Source organism: Yersinia sp. Marseille-Q3913 (genome assembly GCF_963892745.1).
Classification (GTDB): Bacteria; Pseudomonadota; Gammaproteobacteria; order Enterobacterales; family Enterobacteriaceae; genus Yersinia; species Yersinia bercovieri.
Genome location: NZ_CAWQAF010000002.1, coordinates 50,683 through 73,172 on the forward strand (window position 1 = coordinate 50,683; position 22,490 = coordinate 73,172).

The window sequence follows — 22,490 nt, forward strand, 5'->3', positions numbered from 1 at the left end:
ATAAAACAATCTAAATATTCCGCAATTAATTTTTCCAGCTGGATTAGGGTATAAATATTATTGATAATATATATGTTGGATAATATCGAAAAACCAAGGAGCTTCATATGTATATGATTGACTATAATAGTTTTCGTGCTGTTAAATCCTTTAACTCCCGTGTGCGATTCTTAGTTTTGCATTACACCGCTGAAAATTTTGAAGGTTCAATAAAGTCCTTAACTGGTGATAAAGTCAGTGTTCAATACTTGGTGCCAGACATCACCGACGAAAGTTATATCCAGGCCGGATTTAAAGATATGAGGATATTTAACCTGGTGGATGAAAATGCACGCGCATGGCATGCAGGCGTCAGTAGTTGGGCAGAGCGCACTAATCTCAACGACACCTCTATTGGTATTGAAATCGTCAATTTAGCCACCGACAATAAAGGTGTTTGGCATTTCCCGCCTTATACTGCGATGCAAATTGCGGCGGTAAAACAACTGGCGGCCAATATCTTACAACGCTACCCCGATATATCTCCGGTAAATGTGGTGGCCCATTCTGATATTGCCCCAACGCGCAAGAGCGATCCTGGTCCTGAGTTCCCTTGGCAAGAGTTATATGACGATGGAATTGGTGCCTGGTATGACACGGATACTAAAGAGAATTTTATTAAGGAATTTACCACCGAGGGGTTACCCAGCAAAGCGGAAATAGTCGCGCACTTCGGCACCTATGGTTATGACGCCACTATTGCCAGCAGTGAGTTAGGATATCACTATTTGGTAAGGGCATTTCAGTTACACTTTAGGCCGACTAATTATGATGGTGAAGTCGATATTGAAACCGCCGCTATTTTGTATGCGTTAGTCGAAAAATATCTCCTGATACTTTAACTGTCAGCTCTTTATGACCTCATTACTGTTATTCACTCCCGGCATATCGTCGGGAGTGATGGAATTGTATTTGCTCTATAGCGACTATTCCCATCAGCATTAATTGGTTGTGAACGATTTTAGTCTGCGTTGAACAACATAAAAATTGCCGCCAGTTGCTCGCGATGTTGAGCCGTTATTTCACTGCTGGCTGAATATCCCTCATTCTGAATAATGATCTCACCTAAGCCAACCAACCAGTCATAAATATAAAATGCTGTATTATTGGTCGGAGTGCGGGCTAATTTGGTTAATCGCTGTGATGGCCCCAGTGGTGCGGCTGATTTAGGCGGTTGAGCAAAAATCTTAGCGCCGCGATTAATGCGGCTATCAGGGCGTTGTGCTTCACTGATTTGCAAGAAACCGAGCCAGGCAACGAAATCACCCAAAATAGTCAGGGCGCGCGAGACCTGGCGATCCGCTTTCGCTTCGCGGTGCAGACCCACTTGCTCGCTGTCCGCCAATATCGTGACCAACTGCCCGGCAATATCCAATCGAATGCTGGCGGTAATCAGCTCCGCAACCAGCAACTCAAGGGTCGGTTTGCTGATCCCCAATAGCTCAATTAATGGGCCATTATCTGGCAACTGCCGCAGATGGTTGATCCAATAGCGCTGCACACTCGCCGCATATTCGGTTTCATAATCGTAGCCGGCGGTGGGGGTCATTGACCGCTCTACTTCAGGCGACAAGGGCAGGTCGCTGAATAAGTCGATATCAATACCAATACTGAAAGGTTCGGCGTTGACTGCGCCTAAGCTTAACTCGGCTGTTCGATTTTGCGGTTGCCGTGAGTCTGGCTGCTGTAAATAGAGAGCACGTAACTCATCGCGGCAGGGCAACAACCGCTCCAGTAACTCGCCGTGCAGGCCGGTGCGCGTTTGCAATGTTTTGAGCAAGGTTTCGGCGATACGCTGTTTTTGTTGTGATTCACTGGCCGCCGATTGAGTCCAATCCGCAAGCAGGTTATCGGTCAATTCCCGTTTTAACTCAATGAGTTGTTCGTTGATACGTTCCGTTTTGATATCACGGCGGATCTCTTGAGCCAGATAAGTGACCATTCGCTCAACACCCCGGGTATCCAGTGCCAATAGAGTGCCCCAGCTATCGCCGGGGTTACCGACATAACGTTGCACCGCTTCGTCGTAATTCGTCGCGCCCGCCACTGATTGATCTGAGGTGATGCGCTGATCAAAAGGGGTCAGCGCCCAGATTAACCCTGGGTTGCGGCGGCTACGCACTTGCGCATTTTCACCTTGCGTCTGCTTAACCCAATAATCCAGCGCTTTGCCTACCGCTTTTACCTCTGCCCGTTGAGTTGCCGCATTGCAGACCAACAACAGGTTAATTTGCTGTTGGTCGGTGTAGCGCTCAAGTAGGTAGCTATTTTTGGCCTGAGATAGCAGCGCCGCTTGCGGATAAACGTGGTGATCAAGGGGAATTGCTGCATTAAGCGCGTGGTTAAAATCGGGGAAATCCAATAAGTCGACGGATGCAAATACATTTTCAGTGGCGGGCATCGGCAGTGGGATCTGTAACTCAACGGCCAACAGTGTAAGCTCAGCAAGTGACAACGTCACTAAATTGCCTGCCTGATTATTCACCCATGGCAGCACCTGGATATGGGTATCCGCTGGGGTATTCAGATAATCGAGGGTCGCGACATTCATGATGCCATTGGCTGGCAGCAGCATATCGTCGACTAACACGCTAAGCGGGGCCAATACTTGCGCCGCGCCGCCCAAATGTTGCAGCGTATAGGCAAAATGACGATAAGCCTCCGTCAATGGAGGACGTTCTGCCCAGAGCACCGAGAACAATCGGGCGCGATCATCGATGCTGAGATAGGGCGCTAACTCAATGGCGGTGGGCCAGAAGTGAGAGTTCAAGATCTTCTGACGCCGCGCGTCATGGCGGGCCAGATAATCCCAAAGCCCAACCACATCATCACGGCTGATCCCGGCGATGGCAACTGGCTGGCGGCGCATGGTCAGTTGCTGCAAATGATCGGCAATATGTTGTTCATCCAGTGAATGCCGTTGCTCATCCTGATGCTCTAGCAGAGATGCCCCTGCCACCAACCTGGCAATATCCACTTCGCTCAGTAGGGAGAGCAGTACCGGATGGCTGTCATGAGTGATTGCCACCTGATGGCTAAAGCGGGTCACCACGCCACTGGCCTGATACCCCGGCTTGATTTGCTGCCAAAAATCGAGTGTTTTTCCGCCGAAGGTGGTCTCCAGTCGGCCATTGCCATCCGCCACCAGCGCTGAAATGAGGTGCTGTTTCCCTGCGGCTGAGTGACCAAAAAAGCCGATGCTCATGGCGGTCAATGCGCTATCTGACAACTGACGCGCCTGATGGTGATGGCGGCGCAGTTTGATGGTCAGCAAGTCAGCTTCAATATCCAGACGTATGGCGTGTTGGCGTGCATCACTAATCCAATCAATGGCTTGGTCGATGCCTTGTGTTATCTGCTGAAGTTGGCGATTGAGCTGCTGGTTGGTTAATGATCTCATTTTCTAAATACGCTCCCACTATCAATCCAATAATGGGTTGATCCTGAGCCATTGCTGGCCAATGTGTTTAGCTTGAGGCGCAGATGATGCAGCGGAACAGGGCTGCCATCTTGCAGCACAGCATCGGCTATCTCAAAACGCTCCGGGCTATTTTCAGCTTGCTTATCAGAGCCTTGCGCTTCACCTTTTGTCAGTTTCAACCTAACGTGCAAGACACTGTCACCGGCAACTTTACGCGCCAGTTCTTGATCGACAATTGACAGGGTGTAGAGCGGGGACGCGGGCCAGCGATCATTATCAAGCTGACGGAATCCCAGGCATAGCGCGCCTGTTACCTGAAAACGGCTCTCGGTTGGCAAGGCAAAATCGCGGCTATCCAGATCGATATCATGATAGTAAACATTCTCCTCGGTCAGTGCGTCGCTGCTGTCTAACATGCCCAGATAGCGGATGGTTGAGTAAGGTTGGAAATCGCCCGCTTTAAAGTAAAACCCCGCCAGGCGCAAATCGAGCGCCAGTAAACAGAGCATCGCACCCACAGCGGCGGTGGATTTTGGGTTATCAATGCGGCCATGCTTGTTAAACGGATACCAATCACTGGTGTGGTAGCCATCAAGCGACAGAATACGATTATTGGGCAAAGGTTGTAGGTGGCGCAAGAGCGCCTGAATACCGGGAAAGCGCGAAGGGCGACCAGTCAAGAGCAGCACGTCGCAGCCATAGAGCGAAACCACTTCAGAAAGTGAACGCAGATTTTGCGTAATGCTCATTCGGTGAGATAAAAACTCGCCATGTAATTTACTCAGCTTCAGCACCAGCGGCACCTGCAAAATATCAAACGCCTCGGCATCGGCGGGCAGTTCACGCTGGACTTCACTGTTAATGTAGTCCAACACTTTCTGTGTCGGGCGTTGCTGTGCTAGCTCGCCGAAGCTGGCGTCGATCTCGGCATTGGTATCCAGCGGATCAAAGTTTTCATAGGCTTCCAGAATGGCCCGCCCGACTGGCATAAATATCTGTAATGTTGCTTGCTGGCGCAGTGTCGATTGCCCATCCATCCGGCCATCATTGCCGAATAATTTATCCATCAGCGCATCACTATTGGCAACAGCCGCTTTTTTCAATCTGGCCTGAAGGGCAGGTAAAATATAGAGCTGAATGACATCCAGCAAGATATCGTCACCCGCCACTTTGAACCCTTCGCGGAACAGCAGGCGCGGGCTGATTTTGACATTATTGCCAATGCCATCATCCAGCCAGTATTGGGTGATCGCCAGATCCGTGGTGCCACCACCAATATCAATCGAGGCGATACGCACGGTTTTTCCGGCCACTTCGCCAGCTTCCAACTGCTTATCTGGCCGGGCCATGCTGGCAAAGAAGGCGGCAGTGCGTCCGCCGAAATTAACCTGCGTTTCGTTATAGAGATAGACCATCTGGCCGCAAGTCGCTTCGTCCCACTCCATCTGCACGCCTGGCACCGGAATTTGGCTTTTGGCGCGGTCTTGCTCTGAGACAAAATGATCATCTGCCGGATGCCAGCCCATGGATTTCCACACTAGAGCAATGGCTTCATGCATCCGGCGACGGAAAATCTCGCGCTCCGGTTTTGGCATGGCGGAGGGCAAAGTCAGAATGATGCTGCGCAATTGCCGTGGTGCATTGCTATGGGTCATCTTCAGACGTTGCGCCGCGCTGTTGATCTGCATTAGCGCTTGCGCCAGTAGCTCTGACAGCATAAATGTCATCAATGAACTGCGGCTATAATGGGGTGAAAATACCGGCAGCCGCTCATCCATCGGCAGGTTATACAGCGGTTGGCCGTCATCATTTAGCAGATGGGTCAGCGGCAGTGCCGTGGCGGGCGGCTCATCTGTCTGCGCCGTTGGTGTTTCATTAAAGCGCCAACCCGGCGCGTAACTCTCTTCATCCCACAAGTAGCGCCGTGGGCTGGAGAGGCCAGTAGACCCCTCGGTGCCTAATCGGTGCAGCGCCATGCGGCTGGCTTCGCGGCCAACACGGGTGATCGCGGGCCAGATAAAGGCATCATCACGCCCACTCTCGACAGAGAAATTCTGCTTACCAAACTTCGCCTGGGCGAACTCAATCCGGCTCTCAAACAGTTCGTTATACAGAGAGTGAGGCTCGCTCAAATCACGAATTTGTAGCTCATAGCTCTGTTGCAGCCCATGACTCTCATCATGATGATCTTCCACCAAAATGCCGCAGGTATGGGAGTTACCTACATCCAGAATCAGATCGACATTCACCACCGGCTGTTGCCCGCTGCGGGTATTGATCTTTACCTCAGGTATGCCAATCTGGCGGCCCAGTAACTCCAGCAGGTTAAGGTAGTGCGCTTGATACTCAAACTCACGTAGCGACGCGGTGATATGTCGTGCGGTTCGCGCCTCTTGCTCAGCGGCTTGCTGGGTAAACACCTCCCGTAGCCAGCCGTCGACCCAGGTCAAATCAAGGAACTCTGCCAGCTCTTCATTATGGTAAGCCAGCGCAAAACTCAATCCGCTTTTGATGTCGTTTTCATTGGGTGCCAGCAACTCATTGGCGTGGCCATCAGGGTAAGTTTTGGTATCAAAGGCGACAGTGACCCGTAATGTATTGCCATCCTGATCAGGGGTGTCCAGGAGTAAAATTTGCACTCTGGCCCAGTTGTCCGGCCCATTAATAAAGGTACGCGGCGGGTTAAAACGCAAAAATGGCAGGGGAAGCCAGATCTTGTTCAGTAGCTTAAGCGACTGCTCCAGCGGAAAGCTAAACTCAGGTTTCACAATCTCAGGCGTGGCACCGGGTACTAACAGCGAATATTTGCCATTATCGGCATGGTAGTTCAGCCGCAGCAGCGGGCCGTTGGCGCTTTTACGCACAAATTTATTCGGCAGCTCGGTATCGATTTCGGGCTTTAACGCGAAATCCAGAAACTGGATACCACTGTTCTGAATAAGCGTGATTTTCTGTTTATAATCAGTGATCGTTGCCAGCATAATATTATTTAGTCTCACGCTTTATCGTCATGGGAAGGGTCGTATTGGCATCATAACGGCCTTTGCACTCAGCAACGCCACTCACACCTTGCTGACAGACGATCTCCGGTATTTGATATTTAGATCCATCACTACACTGCGCCCTATAGCGGCTATTGATCACCAAATTACCTGACTTCATCACGCCGGCGGTAATATTTGCGCGGCAAGTGACATTATCGCCATGGGTGATTTTTGCCGTGCCTTTGCCGTTGTTAATCTGATACTTCAGACTTGGCGCTTTGCCAGTATGGGCGGTTTTAATCTCTGGACTAACACGCCAGTGACCATTAAGGAAGGCGGTTGAACCCACTTTGACGGCATCGGAAGGTAAGATCAGCGCTGTTTTACTCTCCGCCGCACTCATGACTGGTACTGCGGCAGCTTCCGCTGCGATGGGCGCCGGGGTCACAGTGGCATTAGCTAATGGGAGCTGTGGTGCCAGCGGCGGTTGAATGATGTTGGCTTCAGGAGCGGTCACTTTATCTTCAGTCAACTTCTCTTCAATCACTGCCGCTTTGACTTCAGGAACGGCAGATGGCTGCTCAGTCATTCCGCCACTAAATTGCACTATTAATGCGATAACTAATGCCAATACAGGCAGCGCCCAACTAAATCGCAGCCAACGGCCGGTTTTTTTGACCGGCGCCACAGCGGGTGCGGGTTCAGTGGCCGGCAGCAGAGCGGGTGGCACTTCTGGCGTTGGCGGCGGTGGGGCGACCGGGGTGACCACCGGCACCAGCGGGGTCAGCGGCGCGGCACTCAGCGCGGTGATCGGCGGCTCAATTATCTCTGCGGTTTGACGTAAGCAATCGAGTGGGTCAGTACGGGGTTTTTTATCCTGACTGACAAAGCCCCAGAAGGTCAACACCGGTTTACCTGCCACCAAATAGAGGTAGCTCTGATCGGGGAACTGCACTGTTTTGGCGAGTAACACACCGAAAAGTCGCTGGGAGGCTTTGTCTGATTTTTGCGCCCGCTGACACAAATCACTGGTGCTCGCCAGACAGACTGACAGCTGTTTAATCGCGGCTTTACGCTCCGCGTTACTGGCCGCCAGCCATGAGGTCACTTTACCTTCAATGGGGGCATACCAATCAATGCGGTCACCTTGCTCATTGAGCTGAGGAATGGCGAGGCAATCAGCAATATGCTGTTGTTTTTTAAGGCGCAATGCCTCTCTAATCTGCAGCGCTGAGGCATAAACCGGCTGCCCGTTTTCGCCCAACGCCAGAATATCGTCCAAACTACCACTGCGTAAAAATGATTTCGCCACGCAAAAGAGACCTTTGTAAGAAGAGCAAGGCAGAAAATAGTGTGCTATCTGCGACAACCACTACTTTAGTGCTGATAGGGGAAATCAAACGCCGGAATAAGTGGCAAAATCGCCCGTTGTTTAGCGGGCAAAGTAGGATAGCCACAGGATGAGGGTAATGAAAAACTGCGCCGAGAGGTTGGCCCTAACTCAATAAGTTTGCTGTGAAATAGCGCATTTTGCTGCATTGCGGTGTAGGGTAAACTCATCACCGCCTTTACGCGTATTGCAAGGAGTTATCTTGAATCAATCACAAGCGACAACCCATCTCTCAGCCACCGAGGCGATTGATCAACTGGAGAGTTTATACCAGTCGGCGCTGATGGCATTGCGTGATGCTATCAGCGCATTTATCCACGACGGCACCTTGCCAGATGTCGGCGAGCGAGCCAAGGGGCTGTTTTCGTACCCGCAACTGAGTGTCAGTTGGGATGGCCGATCCCGCGACCGTCAACGCACGCGCGCTTATGGACGTTTCTCACGCACTGGCCAATACAGCACCACCGTGACGCGGCCCGCGCTGTTTCGCGAATATCTGATCGAGCAACTGACGTTACTGGAGAGTGAGTACGGCGCAACGTTTGAAGTTACACCGTCACAACAAGAGATGCCATACCCTTTTGTTATCGACGGTTCCGACCTTGTTCTTGATCGCTCAATGACGGCGGGGCTGGCTCTGCACTTCCCGACCACTGACTTGTCAAAAATTGGCGATAGCATCACTGATGGTATTGATACCGATTCCGCCGATTTTCCGTTATCGCATTTCGATGCGCTGCGCACCGATTTTTCACTGGCGCGCCTGAAACACTATACCGGCACGCCAGCAGAAGATATTCAGCCCTACATTCTGTTCACCAATTATAGCCGCTACGTTGATGAGTTTGTCAGTTGGGCCTGCGAACAAATTCTGGACCCAACCAGCCCCTACCAGGCGTTATCCTGCGCCGGTGGCAGCTACATCACGGCGGAAAATGCCGATCCAGAGAGAACCACCTCTGATCTGGCATGGAAAAAGCACCAGATGCCGGCCTATCATTTAATCGCGGAAAGTGGGCATGGCATTACGCTGGTGAATATTGGCGTGGGTCCATCGAATGCCAAAACCATCTGTGATCATCTGGCAGTGCTGCGGCCCCATGCCTGGTTGATGATAGGGCACTGCGGTGGCCTGCGTGAGAGCCAGGCCATTGGCGATTATGTTTTGGCCCATGCTTACTTGCGTGACGACCATGTGCTGGATGCCGTGCTGCCGCCGGATATCCCAATTCCCAGTATCGCCGAGGTGCAACGGGCACTGTATGACGCCACCAAAGCGGTCAGCGGTATGCCGGGTGTCGAAGTAAAACAGCGGCTAAGGACCGGCACGGTGGTGACCTCTGACGATCGTAACTGGGAACTGCGCTTTTCTGCTTCCGCGCTGCGCTTTAGCTTAAGTCGCGCGGTGGCGGTGGATATGGAGAGTGCCACCATTGCAGCGCAAGGTTATCGCTTCCGTGTGCCTTATGGCACCTTGCTCTGTGTTTCGGATAAGCCGCTGCATGGTGAGATTAAGTTACCAGGGCAGGCCAATCACTTCTATGAAGGGGCGATTTCTGAGCACTTGCAGATTGGCATTCGGGCGATAGATTTGCTGCGGGCAGAGGGCGATCAACTGCACTCGCGTAAATTGCGCACCTTCAATGAGCCGCCGTTCCGCTAATGGGGCGGGGTGTTGGATCTCAGTTTGATTCCACTCAGTATCGGGCGGCGATGGATCTATAGTCGCCGTCCAGAGTTGTACGCTATTTAGAGTGGTCATAAGGAAGAAAAAGGGAAAGGGGTAATCAACAGCGCAAGCAGACGACGCTTAAGGCAACATCGCCTGTTAAAAGTGTGGATTTAGCCAGTGCATCAATGGCAAATTTGCGCCACTTCTTGATCACTCAGACCTGTCATTTTCATTACCGTGACGCGATCAAGACCATTGGCGAGCATGGTACGGGCAATTTTAAGAGTGGCATTCTTCTCGCCTTTAGCTTCGCCTTCTTGTTTCAATAGCGCGAAATAAATAGGGTGCAAAAGTTGCAGGAGTTAGCGGCGAACACCGGTGCCAATAGTGATACTGGAGATCCCACTTGAACCGCCGCTTACTCCAACATGGCCGCTATTGGCACAGCCAAGCAAGAGTAGCGCAATCATCACTACCGGTAATATCTTCATTTTGCGTCCTGCGCTATTTAAATCATTCGATAACTCATTATATGTGCAACAGCGGAATAGGTCGCCCTCAAAGTCATATACAGCGTAAATGTATAGCGGTAGCAGGCTGATTCAACCTGATTGGTCACAGCATCTGTTTAATAATCAGATCAACACCTTTGGTCACACTTAATTAACAGGATCGCCTATGCACTTTACTCAAGCCATCGCCAGACGCCCAGCGGAAACCTGTGGTAGCGGCCAGACCACTTCTCAACTGGGAGCACCGGATTTTGCCGCCACCGGTCAGCAGTTTTTGGCCTATGTGGATACCTTGCTGCAACTGGGGCTGAAAGTGACCATTTTACCGGCGGCCCCCGCCTATCCCGATGCCCACTTCGTTGAAGATACGGCGGTGGTGATGCCTGAGCTGGCGGTGATAACACATCCCGGTGCGCCGAGTCGTCAGGGAGAAGTGGATACTATCGAGCCACTATTTACTGACCGCGCCGTTTTTCGGATGAGCAGTCGCGGCCATCTTGATGGTGGCGATGTGCTGTTGGTGGATAAGCAGTTCTTTATCGGGCTGACATCACGCACTGATCAGGCGGGTATTACTGAATTTACTGACGCAGTGGCGCGCTATGGCTATCGTGTCACCGCTATTGAAGTGAGTGCCGGGCTACACCTGAAATCAATCGTTAACTACGTGGGCCGCAACACCTTGCTGCTGACCGAGGATTATCAGCACCATCCCGCATTTGCCGCGTTTGATACCATTGTTATTCCTGAGGCGGAGTCTTACGCCGGTAATACCTTATGGATCAATGATACGCTGATAACCCCGCAGGGTTATCCTTACACCCTGGCGCAAATTGAAAAACTGGGGATGCCTATCATCCAGCTCAATACCCGTGAATTTAAAAAAATGGATGGCGGCTTGACCTGCCTCTCACTGCGTTTCTAATGACCGATTGTTTCTACCGATTTTTCGTTTAACCACTTGCCAACACCGGGATCTTAACCATGAAAAAGACATTAGCGGCTCTACTGACTGGCATGATACTTTCTGCTCCGATGCTTTCGGCCCCGGCTGCGGCGATTGAGACGATAAGCTTTGGTGTCGATGGGGGTTATCCCCCTTTTGACGTGCTCTCTCCCAGCGGTGAGATCACCGGTTTTGATATCGATATCGCCAATGCGCTGTGTGACAATCTGCACGCCAAATGCGTCTTCGTGAAACAGCCCTTTGAAAGCATGATTGCGGCCCTTAACGCCCGTAAATTTGATGCCATTATTGCTTCACTCAGCATCACCGATGAGCGCAAAAAAGAGGTGGATTTCACCGACCGCTACTATCGCAGTGCCGCGCAGTTAGTGGCGCGTAAAGGCAGCCCGCTGCTACCGGAAGTGGCCAGCCTAAAAGGCAAAACCGTCGGCGTGCAGACCGGGTCGATTCATGAAACCTACGCGAAAAAACATTGGGGCGGGCAGGGAGTGAAAATTGTCTCCTATGCTAATCAGGATAACGTCTATCTGGATCTGCTCTCTGGGCGTATCAATGCGTCACTGCAAGATAACATTCAGGCCGCCAGCAGCTTTATTGATACGCCGCGTGGGCAGAAATTTGCTTTCGCAGGCCCGGTTATTCAGGATGACACCATCTCCTCTGATGTGGGGATCGCCGTCGGCAAAGATAATCCGGCATTACGTGATGCACTGAATGGCGCGATTAAGGCGATCCGCGCCGATGGCACCTATGACGCCATCCAGAAGAGATATTTCAGTTTCGATATCTACGGCGGCTAAACTACTTACGGTGACCAAGATTTTATGGTCACTAAGCTTGATAGCCATTTGATTCTATTGATCAATCCAAACCCGGCGGGAGGCCGATAATGGTCACAGACTATTTGCCATTACTGGCACAGGGGGCGGGGTTATCGCTGTGTGTCATGCTGCTTTCATTAGCCGTGGCACTGACACTTGGGCTGATTAATGCAGTGATCAAGCTGTTTGGCCCGCGCTGGTTACGTTGGCTATCCACCGGTTACACCACCCTGGTGCGGGGTATTCCTGAACTGGTGATCATGCTGCTGCTGTTCTTTGGCGGCGAAATGCTGGTAAATGGTCTCCTCGGCGTACTGGGTTTGGGGCCGGTTCGCTTCAACACCTTTATCTCTGGGGTGTTGGCGATCGGCATTGTGTTCGGCGCGTACTACACCGAAACCTTCCGTGGGGCGTTTCAAACTGTGGATCGCGGCCAGTTAGAGGCGGCGGTGGCCTATGGTATGCGCCCGGCACAGGTGTTTCGGCGCATTATGTTGCCGCAAATGCTCAGTTTTGCTATCCCGGGCATCAATAATAACTGGCTGGGATTGATGAAGGCGTCAGCGCTGATCTCTATTTTGGGATTGGAAGATATGGTGTGGCTGGCGGAGCAGGCGGGGCGGGCGACACAAAAACCCTTCCTGTTCTACTTCCTGGTGGCGATAATTTATATGGTCATTACCGCGCTTTCCAGTTGGGGCTTTAGCCTGCTGGCGCGGCGCTATGCGCTATCAACCTCAACGGCTGCGAGGGCGCGCTGATGAATTTGCAAACCATGCTGGAAGCCGCACCCACTTTTTTGTACAGCGACGGTTCGGATACCACCGGGCTGGCGATGACCGCCAAACTGTTTTTACTGTCGGTGATCCCCGGTTTGTTGCTGGCGCTACTGGTGGCGGTCGGGCAGGCGTTTGGCCCTCGGCCAATATCCTGGCTTATCCGCAGCATCACCTACTTCTTTCGCAGCACACCGCTCTATCTGCAATTAATGCTGATCTACTATGGTTTATCGCAATTTGACATTGTGCAGTTGGGCTGGCAGGAGGATCAGCCATTCTGGTTGCTATTTCGCGATGCCACCTTCTGCGCCACGCTGGCATTGGTGCTCAACACCAGCGCTTATGTTGCTGAACTGCTGGCGGGCATGATGGTGACTTTTCCTCGACAAGAGTGGGTGGCGGGCGAGGCGTTCGGCATGAGCCAGTGGCAGATTATTCGTCGGCTGGTGCTGCCCGCCACACTACGGCGCGGTATTCCGGCCTTGAATAACGAGATGGTGTTTCTGCTACATGCCACCTCGCTGGCCAGCACCGTGACTTTGCTGGATATCACCGGTGTGGCGCGGGCTTTTTATGCCTCGACCTACTCGCCGTTTATCCCGTTTCTGATGGCCGCCGCACTCTACCTGCTCTGCACCTTTATGCTGATCTTCCTGTTTTCACGGGCAGAGCGCCGCTGGCTCGCCTTTGCCCGCCACGACTGAGTGCCGGATTCAGGTTCGCTTGATCACCTGTAGCTCGGTCAGGGTGACGATTTTATCGACCCGAAATTTCTTGCTGGTCAGCCAGTTATCGGCCAGTAAGCGGTAATGTTCCATGTTGCGGCAGCCAATGCGCACCAGAAAATCAAAGCTGCCGCCGACCAGCCAACAATCCAGAACTTCCGGCGTTTTGCGCACTTCCTGTTCGAACGCCGCCTGTGATTGACCGTGGTCAGCTAGGGCGATTTGCGCCTGAATGACAAAAGCATGTTCTGGCTCCGGCAGCTCAATAATGGCGCTGTAGCCGCGAATAATACCGGCGCGCTCCAGTAACCGAACCCGCTCCAGACAAGGGCGCGCGGTCAGATTGACCTGCTCAGACAGCTTCTGATAAGAGATGCGGCCATCCTGACTCAGTATTTCAAGGATTTTTTTGTCAATTCGGTCAAGTCGGGCTTTCTTTTCCACAGATAGGACGTCCAATGAAAATCAATCATCATAAGTTACCTGAACATGCCCTGAGTGGGCAGCGGCAATTAACCAGTTTTCATTTCGGCCAGCCGGGTCTTGGCGAAAAAATTTACCTGCAAGCCGGTCTCCATGCCGATGAGCTGCCTGGCATGTTGGTTTTACACTATCTTAAAAGATTACTGAGTCAGGCGGAACGACGCGGTGAAATTCAGAGTGAAATTGTTGTTATGCCGCTGGCAAACCCGGCGGGTAGCGCGCAGCTGCTGTTGAACTGCGGCATCGGCCGTTTCGATCTGGTCAGTGGTCGCAACTTCAACCGCGATTTTCCTGATCTGGCCCGACTGGCGCAATCACGACTGACATCGCCCCTTGCGTTCGATGACAAGAGTCCGGGCGACCAAAAGCGTCTGCGGCAACAAATTCGCCGCGCCATGGTTGAGGCGCTGCATGACCTGCCCGCGCCCAGTGAGGTGGCCGCCATCCGCCAACACTTGTTGCAGCTGGCCTGTGATGCTGATCTGGTGCTCGATCTGCATTGTGACGATCACGCCATTTTGCACCTCTACGCCGATCCCGCCTGGCGTGAGCAGGTAGAAACGCTGGCACAATTTTTGGCTATCGACACTGTGCTACTGTCACAAGATAGCGGCGGCGGCTCCTTTGATGAAGCTTGCGGTTTGCCGTGGCATCGGCTGGCGGCGCAGCATCCGCGTCTCAGCCTGGCACCGGCTTGCATGGCGGTCACCGTCGAGCTGCGCGGGCAGCAGGATGTCAGCCACTCACTGGCGAGTGCCGATGCCGAACGTATTTATCACTATTTGCAGCACCGTGGCGCGATTGCCGGGCCAGCGCCTGTCACGCCGCAGCGGGAAATAGTGATGTTGCCGTTCAGTGCCGGCGAGATAGTCACCGCGCCGGCCAGCGGCATCCTGCTGCTGTTGCGTCAACCGGGTGAATGGGTTGGCAAGGATGAAGTGGTGGCCGAAATCATTGACCCGATCACCGATACTGTAAAAGCGGTACGCGCCCAGGCGGGCGGAATTATCTACGCCAGCCGACGCGCCCCTTTTGTGACCCTTGGCGCAGAAGTGATGAAAATCGCTGGAAAAACCCCCTACGACGGTGGCGGGGAGGTGGCGCAGTGAGGTTGCAGCAACACCATTAAATCGGGCAGGGAGTTATTTTCCTGCCCGATGTTCATTGCATAATGGCACGGCCTATAGGATAGAGTGCCGCGTGCTTTTTCCGCGGTTACTTCAAATGATCAAAGTCTGATGCGTCGTGGCGCTCGGGCAACTGCTCTTCTGCTGCGCCCCAGGTGCGGTTGACAATGCGACCACGTTGCACGGCCGGTCGCTTGGCGATATTTTCTGTCCAGCGCAGCAGATGGGTATAGGATTTCACATCCAAAAACTCCCCAGCTTCATATTGCAGACCGAGCACCAGATTGCCGTACCAAGGCCAGATGGCGATATCGGCAATTGAGTACTCATCACCAGCGATATACTCACGCTCTTTGAGCAAGGTGTTGAGCAAATCGAGCTGGCGCTTGGCTTCCATGGTGAAGCGGTCGATGGCGTATTCAATCTTTATCGGCGCATAGTGATAAAAATGACCAAATCCGCCGCCTAAATAGGGGGCCGCGCCCTGTAGCCAGAACAGCCAATTCAGTGCTTCGGTTCTTCCCGCAGGGGATTTCGGCAGGAAATGACCAAATTTGTCAGCCAGATAGAGCAAAATCGCACCGGACTCAAATACCCTGATTGGCGTGGCTGTTGAGTGGTCCATCAGTGCCGGGATTTTTGAATTGGGATTGACCGCCACAAAGCCACTGGAGAACTGTTCGCCTTCACTAATGCGGATGAGGTGTGCATCGTACTCGGCCCCTTTTTCACCGAGTGCCAGTAGCTCTTCCAGCAGGATAGTCACCTTCTGCCCATTGGGTGTTGCCATAGAGTAGAGTTGGAGTGGATGCTTGCCCACCGGCAGAGTCGCGTCATAACGAGCGCCGGCGGTAGGTCGGTTGATTTTCGACCATACACCGCCGCTTTCACTGTTCTCACTCCAGACCTTCGGGGGCTGGTATTCGTTATCTTTCATCATTGATTACCTTAGTTGAGAATGAAGACGAACTTGATCATACGCATAATAGCCGCAGAAATTATGCTATTTTCAGTCAATTAACGCTATTCAATCCATTATGCACTCTCCTGCAACACCTCTGATGCGGCGGCTTCAAGTTGCTGCTCCAGACTGTTGAGGATCTTGGATAACACCTTCTCTTGTGATTTGAACCACTCATCTTTATTGGCGTGGGAGGTGACCAGCCACCAGGACTCCTGGCCCTCCAGCTCATCCAGTTCGCGCAACATCGCATCAATTTGCTCTCTAACTTCATTGATTTTGCGGCGAAGTCGCTCAACATCATCAATGTAATCACTCGCCATCAACGGCTCCAGCCCTTGCTTTAAACTCTCCAGCAGAGTGTGGATCGCCGTGAAATCGCCTCTTTGGCGAGCTTGATTGAGCTGAACCATCAGTTGATGGGCTTTTTCTTTAAATTCATCCGCCACTAAATCTGGATGGCAAAGCCGACTGGCTTGCCGCCACAAGCGTTTTAGCTCCAGACGCTGATCAGAAGAGAGTTTTCGATCACTGTCATGGCGCTGCTCAGCATCATATTGCTGCTCCTGATAGCTTTCATATTTCTCTTTTGCTTCTTCACGGGCTTTGCGGGTTGATTCGGTATTGTGCGCATAAAAACTGTTTTCCAACTGTTGGATTTCGCCCAGCAGTGAGATCACCAATTCTGTCTGTTGTTGGATCTGCTTACGTATATCTATGGTTTCACTGGAAATAGGGGAGAGCGATAACCAGCGCTGCTTTAACGCAGCCAACTCATCAATGGCCTGAGCAATATAGTGCTGGCAGTGGCGATAGTCGCGCTCTTTGCGGCGGGCTTCTGCCTCAGCTTTGCGCAGGGTACTTTCCGCCAACTGCTTGCGTAAATTGAGGATCTGCTTAGTTATCGGGCCAAGGCGCACATGGTAGAGATCGTTAAAATCATCGAGCAATTGGATGCGCTCGTTGCGTTTATCGATTAACTCGCGTAACTGCTCCTCCAGCGCTTTTAGCTCCAGTTTACAGGCGGCCAACTCAAGATCCTGCCACTGCGTGACCCCCTGTTTATTGTTCAGCCACGCCGAAATGGCTTGCAGCGCATCGCTAAATTTTCCCTGTTCAATCGCCATGACGATAAACCCCAACGCGACATCTTCAGCTTCACTTTTAAGATAGGGAAGTTGCTGGCGGACAATATCATCATCTTCAAGCTCAATGGCGCTTTTAATGATCTCCAGCCGCTTAATGATTTTTTTCATAGATTTCGGATTGGCTAATGGCGAAGAGAGGATACCCCCATACTAAACAACGGTATCAATTTGTTCCAGATGAATAGGGCGTGTATCTATCGAAATAGAGTGATAATTCATGGGCCGAATGGCGGAGGTACTGATTGGCGATGACTTAAGTTAAATTAGTGTGCTCGCGGGGCTTACGCGAATGTCGAGCCACACATTCAAGATGGTGATCGGGTTTATGCTAAGCCCGATGACCGCGTTATTTAAAGTCGTCAGGCTGGAATCGTGCCGATTCAAAAAGAGAGGGGATGATAAAAGGCAACTGAGTGGTTTGTGGTTATCAGAAGGATAACGATGTGGTCATGAACAGTGATAATCAATTTAACATAATATACATTATGCGCACCAAGGTAAAGATAGGCGGAATCTGAGGTTTTGGGTCATGGCGAACACCACGCTGGTGAGTTGCTCTATTTATAGGTTTCAAAAACGCAACACGCCTCTACTACAGCAATGACTCTTTTAGCCTAAAATCCGAAAGATCCACTCATCACTGGATAAACCCAGCGATGAGAACAATACTTATATCGCTATAGAAATAAGCTCCACAGGGTCGAAAATATCTTTGATGAGAGGAATACTATGAAATTATTTAAAGCAATAACGACGTTAGTACTTTTAACAGCATTCTCTTCCGGTGCTATCGCCGCAGAATTGTTAACTAAAGAAGATCTGAATAAAAGCCCTGATCAGTATGAAAAAGTCGGTACTATCGTGACTTCTGGTGAGTTAGCCCCCATTGATGCCAAGGCTGAGTTGTCAAAAAAGGCAGATGAACTTGGTGGGGATTATTATGTAATAACCTCAACAAACACCAATACGAAAATTCACGCTAGTGCTGATGTGTATAAGAAAAAGTAGCGCGATGACTCTATTACTCAAGCTAAATCGGGCTGTTATCGTCACAGCTCGATTTTTTATCCTATTAGTCGGCCCCTTTAACCTGTAATGCCGTAGCATAAAAACCCCCTTCTTAATGTCTGGTGCCAACACCTTTTCCAACATGGCACAGCAGCTGTCAATGGGGCTGGGAATTGCCATTGGAGCACTCTCATCCCACTGGAAAATTTCCAGATAGCATTTGTGATTATTGGCGCACTCGCATTACTATCGATAATCGATACCTTGACGCTTAACCCAGATGCGGGCGATGAAGTACGCAAGCGGCCAGCCAAACATTGAATCCATTTATTCGTTAGCCGCAATCGCTTTCGTCTTTAGTTAAGAGTATGTTAATCATATTAATTATGTCATTGGCACTGAAAAGTAAGGAATGCATATGATAGTTTTCGTCACAGGTGCGACCTCCGGATTTGGTGAGGCTATTGCGCGCAAATTTATTAGCCACGGTCATCAGGTTATCGCAACAGGTCGTCGCCAGGAACGGCTGGATGAGTTAAAGGATGAACTGGGCGCTAAGTTGCATATTGTGCGGTTAGATGTGCGAAATCGTGCGGCTATTCAACAAGTTATAGACGACCTGCCGGTTGAGCTAAAAAATATTGATCTGCTGGTCAACAATGCCGGACTGGCATTAGGGCTGGAGCCTGCCCACAAAGCCAATGTTGAAGACTGGGATACCATGATTGACACCAATACCAAAGGGTTGGTTAATATGACTCGCGCGTTGTTGCCTGCTATGGTCGAGCGTAATGTGGGTCACGTGATTAACATTGGCTCTACTGCGGCTAACTGGCCCTATGCCGGTGGCAATGTTTACGGCGCGACCAAAGCATTTGTTAAGCAATTCAGTTTGGGCCTGCGTGCCGATCTGCATGGCACACGGATCCGTGTGACAGATATTGAGCCGGGTATGGTCGGCGGTACTGAATTTTCATCTGTGCGCTTTAAAGGTGATGATGACAAGGTGAATAAAACCTACGATGGCGCTAATCCATTGATACCAGAAGATATTGCTGAGGCGGTATATTGGGTGGCGACACTGCCCGCGCGGGTCAATATTAATTCGCTGGAGATGATGCCGGTCAGCCAATCTTTTGCTGGCTTGAGTATTCATCGCGAAGGCTAAAGGTAGCTTAATTATCAATCCCTAAAACGCCTGATGAGATCCATCGGGCGCTTAATTCTTTCATCAATAAAGACAAAATCTTCGAAGGTTCCGGCGTGGAAACCCTTCGTCAACCACCAGGAGCGGAAAATGAAGGCCAATGCAATCCATTCTGTTGTCGCGGGAGCCGTGTTCATGGCTATCTGTACTCAGACCTCGATAGCTGCTGAATCTGTTGAGGCGCTTTACAAACAGTGCCAGGCTAAACAAACGACGGCCGAGCAGCGCGAATGCTATCCGGTAGTGGCAAAACAATCGGAAATTGAACTTGTCGCGACCGAGAAAAAGGTGCGAGCTGCCTTGGTCGAGTTGGAGAACGAAAGCGAAGGCAGCCGGTCGATGCATCCCGTTAAGGCGTTCGACAACGCTGAGCGGGCATACCGGGCGTTTCGAACTGCCGAAGGCCATCGCGTGTTGGCCTCTTACGGTTCAGGGAATGGCGGTGGCCTTGCCTCGTACCAGGCGACCATCGAAATGAATATGATGAGGATCCATCAGTTGAATGACCAGTGAACCATTGTGCCATAGAATCTGGGACAGGCCCCTGGCCCAGTATTTTCTCAATACACATAACAGATTAATGATGGTGTTTATCAACAACCCGCACATGCCGGATTGCAACATAACTCACAGCACCAGTCATAATCAGTTTCCACAAGTGGTGGGGAGTTTACATCGCAAACTCTATTTTTTAGCTCAACTGTTATTGGTGTTGATGATATATCACCAGCACCACTTAACGCCTTATCTTGACCAAAAGTACAAAATGAAAACAGCATTAACGCGAGAACCATAATAACTTTTTTCATACAACCTCCATAGCTCAGTGGTAGAGCTTATGCTAATTGGTATCACAAGTTAGAAAATAAAACTTCAAATCTACAAATAGAGAAAATACGATGTCTGGCCCCGTTTATGGGCCTGTCTCAGATGATGAACCACTGTTTTTTTAATACTGCCTTTAAATGCTATGCTAACTAGTTAATTACCCGTCCGAACTAAATGATATTTTAGTTGATATTTTTTGTTCCAGTAAAAGTTATTATTAATAATTTGCCTATAAATATTTTTATATGCACCTCAAGTTTATCTTTATTGTTGATTATTAAGGAAGGTGTTGGCTTAATGATTTAATCGATTAATTATCGACATAAATATATTAGCCGATTTCTTTTCTTAACGAATAATTTAGGTGGACGTCTAAGTTGTCAGGAGAGATCCATTGGCTACATACCGCACTGAGTTGATACTTAGGGTTATCGATTGAACACTTTATATCATTATGCAGCCCTGATGCCATTTTCTATGCTCTGTTTGGTGAATGACTGTCGTTCCCCGTGATCGACAGTGCCTGGTTGTCTGATCCACAACCCTATAACAGGAGTACACTGCAATGTCATTCGTTCAATTTGCTTCAGACCCTACCTTAACGGCACCCCAGATTCCTGATGCCACCCGCAGCGGCGGTTTGGGATTCTATCCTGCTGGCGGGCAAATTCCGGTGCTACTCACCCCCGGCCACGCCGATATGCATATCAATGATGTGCTTATTTTGTTCCTGCAGGGGGCGGGTGATATTGGTTATCGCGAAGTCAGTCGTCGGGTACTATCCGCTATTGACCTGGAGACGGGCAGTTTGCTGCTACCCGTCTCCGCGGACGGTCTCCTCTCGGGGGCGGCCAATTTTTACTATACATTGGGGGCGGCCAGCTCTTTCCCGCTCACCGTGAGAGTCAAAACCAGTGTGCCCGGCGGCCCGCCAGTTCTGAACGAGAATCCCTATGTGAATGACGCCTTGCCACCCGTCGCCGGGCTACCGGCTATCATCAAGGCCAGCGATGTGCCGGGGAGCGGGCTAGCGGTCACTATCGCCAACTACCCCAATATGCACGATGGCGACACTGTTTATCTCACCTATGGCAATACCCGTGTGGTACGTCATATTGCCGGAGAGGACGTAGGCCTCCCGCTGAAGGTGGTGATCCCGGCCGCCACCTTGTTTAGTCAAGGAGACTGTACCGGACTGGTGGTGCGCTATGAGATCTGTGACCAGGTCAATAACTGGTCCCGCTGGTCGCCGGCTGTGCGGGTAGACGTGCGCACTCTGTCTCCCGGAGAGCTGCTCCCCATACCCTGGGTTCGGGATGACGTAAATGCCAATCTTGACCTCTCCACTTTGGGGTTGCAGGACGTGGCCATCTTTTTACCGAGTTATCCTGATATGGCTATCGGCGATATCGTCAATCTTCGCTGCTTCGGGATGGTGCCCGCATCGACCGACTGTGGTGAGGAGTCCACCTGGTTACCAGGCCAGGGTCAAAGCCTGACGGTTAATACGGCAGATATCCAATTTCCCTTGCAGTTTACCATTGCCAATAGCTGGCTACATATGCTGCCTCTTGGCAGTTTGCTGCTCTCTTATAACGTCGAAAAGGCCGATGGCTCCATGCCTAACTCCCGTAGCTTAGGGCTGACGGTGACCGGGGCCGGCGTGGGTCTTGGTCTACCGGCGCTAACAGTAGAAAGTGCTGTGGGAGATATGCTTGATCCGGATCTGGTGTTGTCCCCGGCCCTTGAAGTGACACTGTCACCCTATCCGATGATGAACCATGGTGACAAGGTCATCTTCACCTGTTTGATCAATGCCGCTCAAGATCTTGGCAATATGGGTTCGTTCCCAGTGTTGCTGGAGGAGGTGCGTTACATTGAAAGCTATCCGCCATACAGTTCGCTCAATTTCTCGCTAAATAAATCAATGCTGGAACATGAGGTCAATAATAAAAATCTGGGGTCAATTATTCTGATGTACCGGGTGGTGAGAAATGGCAATGTCCGCGTCTCGCCACGTCAGGTATTCCGGCTGCCGGAGGCGCAGTTCCGCTTACCGCGCCCAATGATTTTCCCCGCCGCTCAGGACGGAAAGTTGAATCTCAGTGATTACCCGAATGGGTGCGTGATCACTATTCTGCCGTATCCGGGCATGGCACGAAAAGACAGTGTGTTCTGCTACTGGAATGGCTTTGGCGCAGCCGGAACATATGAGGAGGAACAAGGGGTGACGACAAATATGGTCAACAGCCCACTGAGTTTCGAGATAAGTGCGGCGGTAATGCGGGCCAGTGCGGGACACCAGGTCAAGGTCAGCTATATGGTAGACCATGCTGATGGTGAACTCAGTTACTCAGAGGTATTGCAGCTAGAGGTGCTGCCGCTCGCGACTGTAAAGAGCTAACACTCACGCTGGAT

General features: G+C 51.1%; 20 protein-coding genes and 2 pseudogenes. 12 read left to right on the forward strand and 10 right to left on the reverse strand.

Going from position 1 to position 22,490, the window contains the following annotated elements:
• Positions 1 to 107 precede the first annotated feature (107 nt).
• Positions 108 to 881, forward strand: coding sequence for an N-acetylmuramoyl-L-alanine amidase (locus AACW11_RS00905; protein WP_212585570.1), 774 nt, complete (start codon positions 108 to 110; stop codon positions 879 to 881).
• Positions 882 to 1,000: 119 nt separating this feature from the next.
• On the opposite strand, the gene AACW11_RS00910 is transcribed toward AACW11_RS00905, so the two are convergent.
• The 4 genes from AACW11_RS00910 to AACW11_RS00925 all read right to left on the reverse strand — a co-directional run bounded on the left by AACW11_RS00910 (position 1,001) and on the right by AACW11_RS00925 (position 8,004).
• Positions 1,001 to 3,439 carry a putative virulence factor gene (locus AACW11_RS00910; RefSeq protein ID WP_212585571.1) on the reverse strand — a complete coding sequence of 813 codons (2,439 nt, stop codon included), beginning with the start codon at positions 3,437 to 3,439 and terminating at the stop codon, positions 1,001 to 1,003.
• Complete coding sequence (locus AACW11_RS00915) at positions 3,436 to 6,441, reverse strand: virulence factor SrfB (protein ID WP_212585654.1); 3,006 nt, start codon at positions 6,439 to 6,441, stop codon at positions 3,436 to 3,438. The genes AACW11_RS00910 and AACW11_RS00915 overlap by 4 nt, the downstream gene beginning before the upstream one ends.
• A gap of 4 nt (positions 6,442 to 6,445) precedes the next feature.
• Positions 6,446 to 7,756 (reverse strand): SrfA family protein, encoded by a 1,311-nt coding sequence (locus tag AACW11_RS00920; protein WP_212585572.1) that lies wholly within the window; start codon positions 7,754 to 7,756, stop codon positions 6,446 to 6,448.
• 65 nt (positions 7,757 to 7,821) lie between these two features.
• Complete coding sequence (locus tag AACW11_RS00925; protein ID WP_212585573.1) at positions 7,822 to 8,004, reverse strand: hypothetical protein; 183 nt, start codon at positions 8,002 to 8,004, stop codon at positions 7,822 to 7,824.
• A 32-nt stretch (positions 8,005 to 8,036) separates the two neighbouring features.
• Here AACW11_RS00925 and AACW11_RS00930 point away from each other — a divergent pair, with 32 nt between their 5' ends.
• Positions 8,037 to 9,497 carry an AMP nucleosidase gene (locus AACW11_RS00930; protein ID WP_212585574.1) on the forward strand — a complete coding sequence of 487 codons (1,461 nt, stop codon included), beginning with the start codon at positions 8,037 to 8,039 and terminating at the stop codon, positions 9,495 to 9,497.
• 191 nt (positions 9,498 to 9,688) lie between these two features.
• On the opposite strand, the pseudogene AACW11_RS00935 reads toward AACW11_RS00930, so the two are convergent.
• Both AACW11_RS00935 and AACW11_RS00940 read right to left on the reverse strand, forming a co-directional pair.
• Positions 9,689 to 9,829: pseudogene (locus AACW11_RS00935) on the reverse strand (ISNCY family transposase); the annotation flags it as partial.
• A 39-nt stretch (positions 9,830 to 9,868) separates the two neighbouring features.
• Positions 9,869 to 9,997 carry a hypothetical protein gene (locus tag AACW11_RS00940; RefSeq protein WP_283049818.1) on the reverse strand — a complete coding sequence of 43 codons (129 nt, stop codon included), beginning with the start codon at positions 9,995 to 9,997 and terminating at the stop codon, positions 9,869 to 9,871.
• Between the two features lie 187 nt (positions 9,998 to 10,184).
• Here AACW11_RS00940 and AACW11_RS00945 point away from each other — a divergent pair, with 187 nt between their 5' ends.
• The 4 genes from AACW11_RS00945 to AACW11_RS00960 all read left to right on the forward strand — a co-directional run bounded on the left by AACW11_RS00945 (position 10,185) and on the right by AACW11_RS00960 (position 13,289).
• Positions 10,185 to 10,943, forward strand: coding sequence for a dimethylarginine dimethylaminohydrolase family protein (locus tag AACW11_RS00945; protein ID WP_212585575.1), 759 nt, complete (start codon positions 10,185 to 10,187; stop codon positions 10,941 to 10,943).
• Positions 10,944 to 11,002: 59 nt separating this feature from the next.
• A complete protein-coding gene (locus AACW11_RS00950) occupies positions 11,003 to 11,785 on the forward strand; it encodes an ABC transporter substrate-binding protein (protein ID WP_212585576.1) in 783 nt (260 codons plus the stop codon).
• An 89-nt stretch (positions 11,786 to 11,874) separates the two neighbouring features.
• Positions 11,875 to 12,567 carry an ABC transporter permease gene (locus AACW11_RS00955; protein WP_212585577.1) on the forward strand — a complete coding sequence of 231 codons (693 nt, stop codon included), beginning with the start codon at positions 11,875 to 11,877 and terminating at the stop codon, positions 12,565 to 12,567.
• Positions 12,567 to 13,289 carry an ABC transporter permease gene (locus AACW11_RS00960; RefSeq protein WP_212585578.1) on the forward strand — a complete coding sequence of 241 codons (723 nt, stop codon included), beginning with the start codon at positions 12,567 to 12,569 and terminating at the stop codon, positions 13,287 to 13,289. Before AACW11_RS00955 ends, AACW11_RS00960 begins: the two co-directional genes overlap by 1 nt.
• Before the next feature lie 9 nt (positions 13,290 to 13,298).
• On the opposite strand, the gene AACW11_RS00965 is transcribed toward AACW11_RS00960, so the two are convergent.
• Entirely contained in the window at positions 13,299 to 13,754 is a 456-nt protein-coding gene (locus tag AACW11_RS00965) for an Lrp/AsnC family transcriptional regulator (RefSeq protein WP_212585579.1), read from the reverse strand.
• Between the two features lie 14 nt (positions 13,755 to 13,768).
• Between AACW11_RS00965 and AACW11_RS00970 the strand changes: the two genes are divergently transcribed.
• Positions 13,769 to 14,902, forward strand: coding sequence for a succinylglutamate desuccinylase/aspartoacylase family protein (locus AACW11_RS00970; RefSeq protein ID WP_212585580.1), 1,134 nt, complete (start codon positions 13,769 to 13,771; stop codon positions 14,900 to 14,902).
• Between the two features lie 106 nt (positions 14,903 to 15,008).
• Here AACW11_RS00970 and yghU read toward each other — a convergent pair whose 3' ends face one another.
• Together yghU and AACW11_RS00980 are read right to left on the reverse strand one after the other, a co-directional pair.
• Positions 15,009 to 15,857, reverse strand: coding sequence for a glutathione-dependent disulfide-bond oxidoreductase (gene yghU, locus AACW11_RS00975; RefSeq protein ID WP_212585655.1), 849 nt, complete (start codon positions 15,855 to 15,857; stop codon positions 15,009 to 15,011).
• Between the two features lie 98 nt (positions 15,858 to 15,955).
• Positions 15,956 to 17,137, reverse strand: coding sequence for a DnaJ family molecular chaperone (locus AACW11_RS00980; protein WP_212585581.1), 1,182 nt, complete (start codon positions 17,135 to 17,137; stop codon positions 15,956 to 15,958).
• Positions 17,138 to 17,758: 621 nt separating this feature from the next.
• On the opposite strand from AACW11_RS00980, the gene yahO reads away from it, so the two are divergent.
• The 4 genes and pseudogenes from yahO to AACW11_RS01000 all read left to right on the forward strand — a co-directional run bounded on the left by yahO (position 17,759) and on the right by AACW11_RS01000 (position 19,757).
• A complete protein-coding gene (gene yahO, locus AACW11_RS00985) occupies positions 17,759 to 18,037 on the forward strand; it encodes a DUF1471 family periplasmic protein YahO (RefSeq protein WP_212585582.1) in 279 nt (92 codons plus the stop codon).
• 115 nt (positions 18,038 to 18,152) lie between these two features.
• Positions 18,153 to 18,358: pseudogene (locus tag AACW11_RS00990) on the forward strand (MFS transporter); the annotation flags it as partial.
• 97 nt (positions 18,359 to 18,455) lie between these two features.
• A complete protein-coding gene (gene ydfG / locus AACW11_RS00995; protein ID WP_212585583.1) occupies positions 18,456 to 19,205 on the forward strand; it encodes a bifunctional NADP-dependent 3-hydroxy acid dehydrogenase/3-hydroxypropionate dehydrogenase YdfG in 750 nt (249 codons plus the stop codon).
• 129 nt (positions 19,206 to 19,334) lie between these two features.
• Positions 19,335 to 19,757, forward strand: a complete 423-nt coding sequence (locus AACW11_RS01000) for a lysozyme inhibitor LprI family protein (RefSeq protein WP_212585584.1) — start codon at positions 19,335 to 19,337, stop codon at positions 19,755 to 19,757.
• A gap of 80 nt (positions 19,758 to 19,837) precedes the next feature.
• Here AACW11_RS01000 and AACW11_RS01005 read toward each other — a convergent pair whose 3' ends face one another.
• Complete coding sequence (locus tag AACW11_RS01005) at positions 19,838 to 20,053, reverse strand: ST-I family heat-stable enterotoxin (protein ID WP_212585585.1); 216 nt, start codon at positions 20,051 to 20,053, stop codon at positions 19,838 to 19,840.
• 584 nt (positions 20,054 to 20,637) lie between these two features.
• On the opposite strand from AACW11_RS01005, the gene AACW11_RS01010 reads away from it, so the two are divergent.
• Positions 20,638 to 22,476 (forward strand): hypothetical protein, encoded by a 1,839-nt coding sequence (locus AACW11_RS01010; RefSeq protein ID WP_212585586.1) that lies wholly within the window; start codon positions 20,638 to 20,640, stop codon positions 22,474 to 22,476.
• Positions 22,477 to 22,490: the final 14 nt, after the last annotated feature.

Coding starts and splice junctions, on each gene's coding strand:
- AACW11_RS00905 (WP_212585570.1), top strand. CDS start 108: ATGTATATGATTGACTATAATAGTTTTCGTGCTGTTAAATCCTTTAAC.
- AACW11_RS00910 (WP_212585571.1), bottom strand. CDS start 3,439: ATGAGATCATTAACCAACCAGCAGCTCAATCGCCAACTTCAGCAGATA.
- AACW11_RS00915 (WP_212585654.1), bottom strand. CDS start 6,441: ATGCTGGCAACGATCACTGATTATAAACAGAAAATCACGCTTATTCAG.
- AACW11_RS00925 (WP_212585573.1), bottom strand. CDS start 8,004: ATGAGTTTACCCTACACCGCAATGCAGCAAAATGCGCTATTTCACAGC.
- AACW11_RS00940 (WP_283049818.1), bottom strand. CDS start 9,997: ATGAAGATATTACCGGTAGTGATGATTGCGCTACTCTTGCTTGGCTGT.
- AACW11_RS00945 (WP_212585575.1), top strand. CDS start 10,185: ATGCACTTTACTCAAGCCATCGCCAGACGCCCAGCGGAAACCTGTGGT.
- AACW11_RS00950 (WP_212585576.1), top strand. CDS start 11,003: ATGAAAAAGACATTAGCGGCTCTACTGACTGGCATGATACTTTCTGCT.
- AACW11_RS00955 (WP_212585577.1), top strand. CDS start 11,875: ATGGTCACAGACTATTTGCCATTACTGGCACAGGGGGCGGGGTTATCG.
- AACW11_RS00960 (WP_212585578.1), top strand. CDS start 12,567: ATGAATTTGCAAACCATGCTGGAAGCCGCACCCACTTTTTTGTACAGC.
- AACW11_RS00970 (WP_212585580.1), top strand. CDS start 13,769: ATGAAAATCAATCATCATAAGTTACCTGAACATGCCCTGAGTGGGCAG.
- yghU (WP_212585655.1), bottom strand. CDS start 15,857: ATGAAAGATAACGAATACCAGCCCCCGAAGGTCTGGAGTGAGAACAGT.
- AACW11_RS00980 (WP_212585581.1), bottom strand. CDS start 17,137: ATGAAAAAAATCATTAAGCGGCTGGAGATCATTAAAAGCGCCATTGAG.
- yahO (WP_212585582.1), top strand. CDS start 17,759: ATGAAATTATTTAAAGCAATAACGACGTTAGTACTTTTAACAGCATTC.
- ydfG (WP_212585583.1), top strand. CDS start 18,456: ATGATAGTTTTCGTCACAGGTGCGACCTCCGGATTTGGTGAGGCTATT.
- AACW11_RS01000 (WP_212585584.1), top strand. CDS start 19,335: ATGAAGGCCAATGCAATCCATTCTGTTGTCGCGGGAGCCGTGTTCATG.
- AACW11_RS01005 (WP_212585585.1), bottom strand. CDS start 20,053: ATGAAAAAAGTTATTATGGTTCTCGCGTTAATGCTGTTTTCATTTTGT.
- AACW11_RS01010 (WP_212585586.1), top strand. CDS start 20,638: ATGTCATTCGTTCAATTTGCTTCAGACCCTACCTTAACGGCACCCCAG.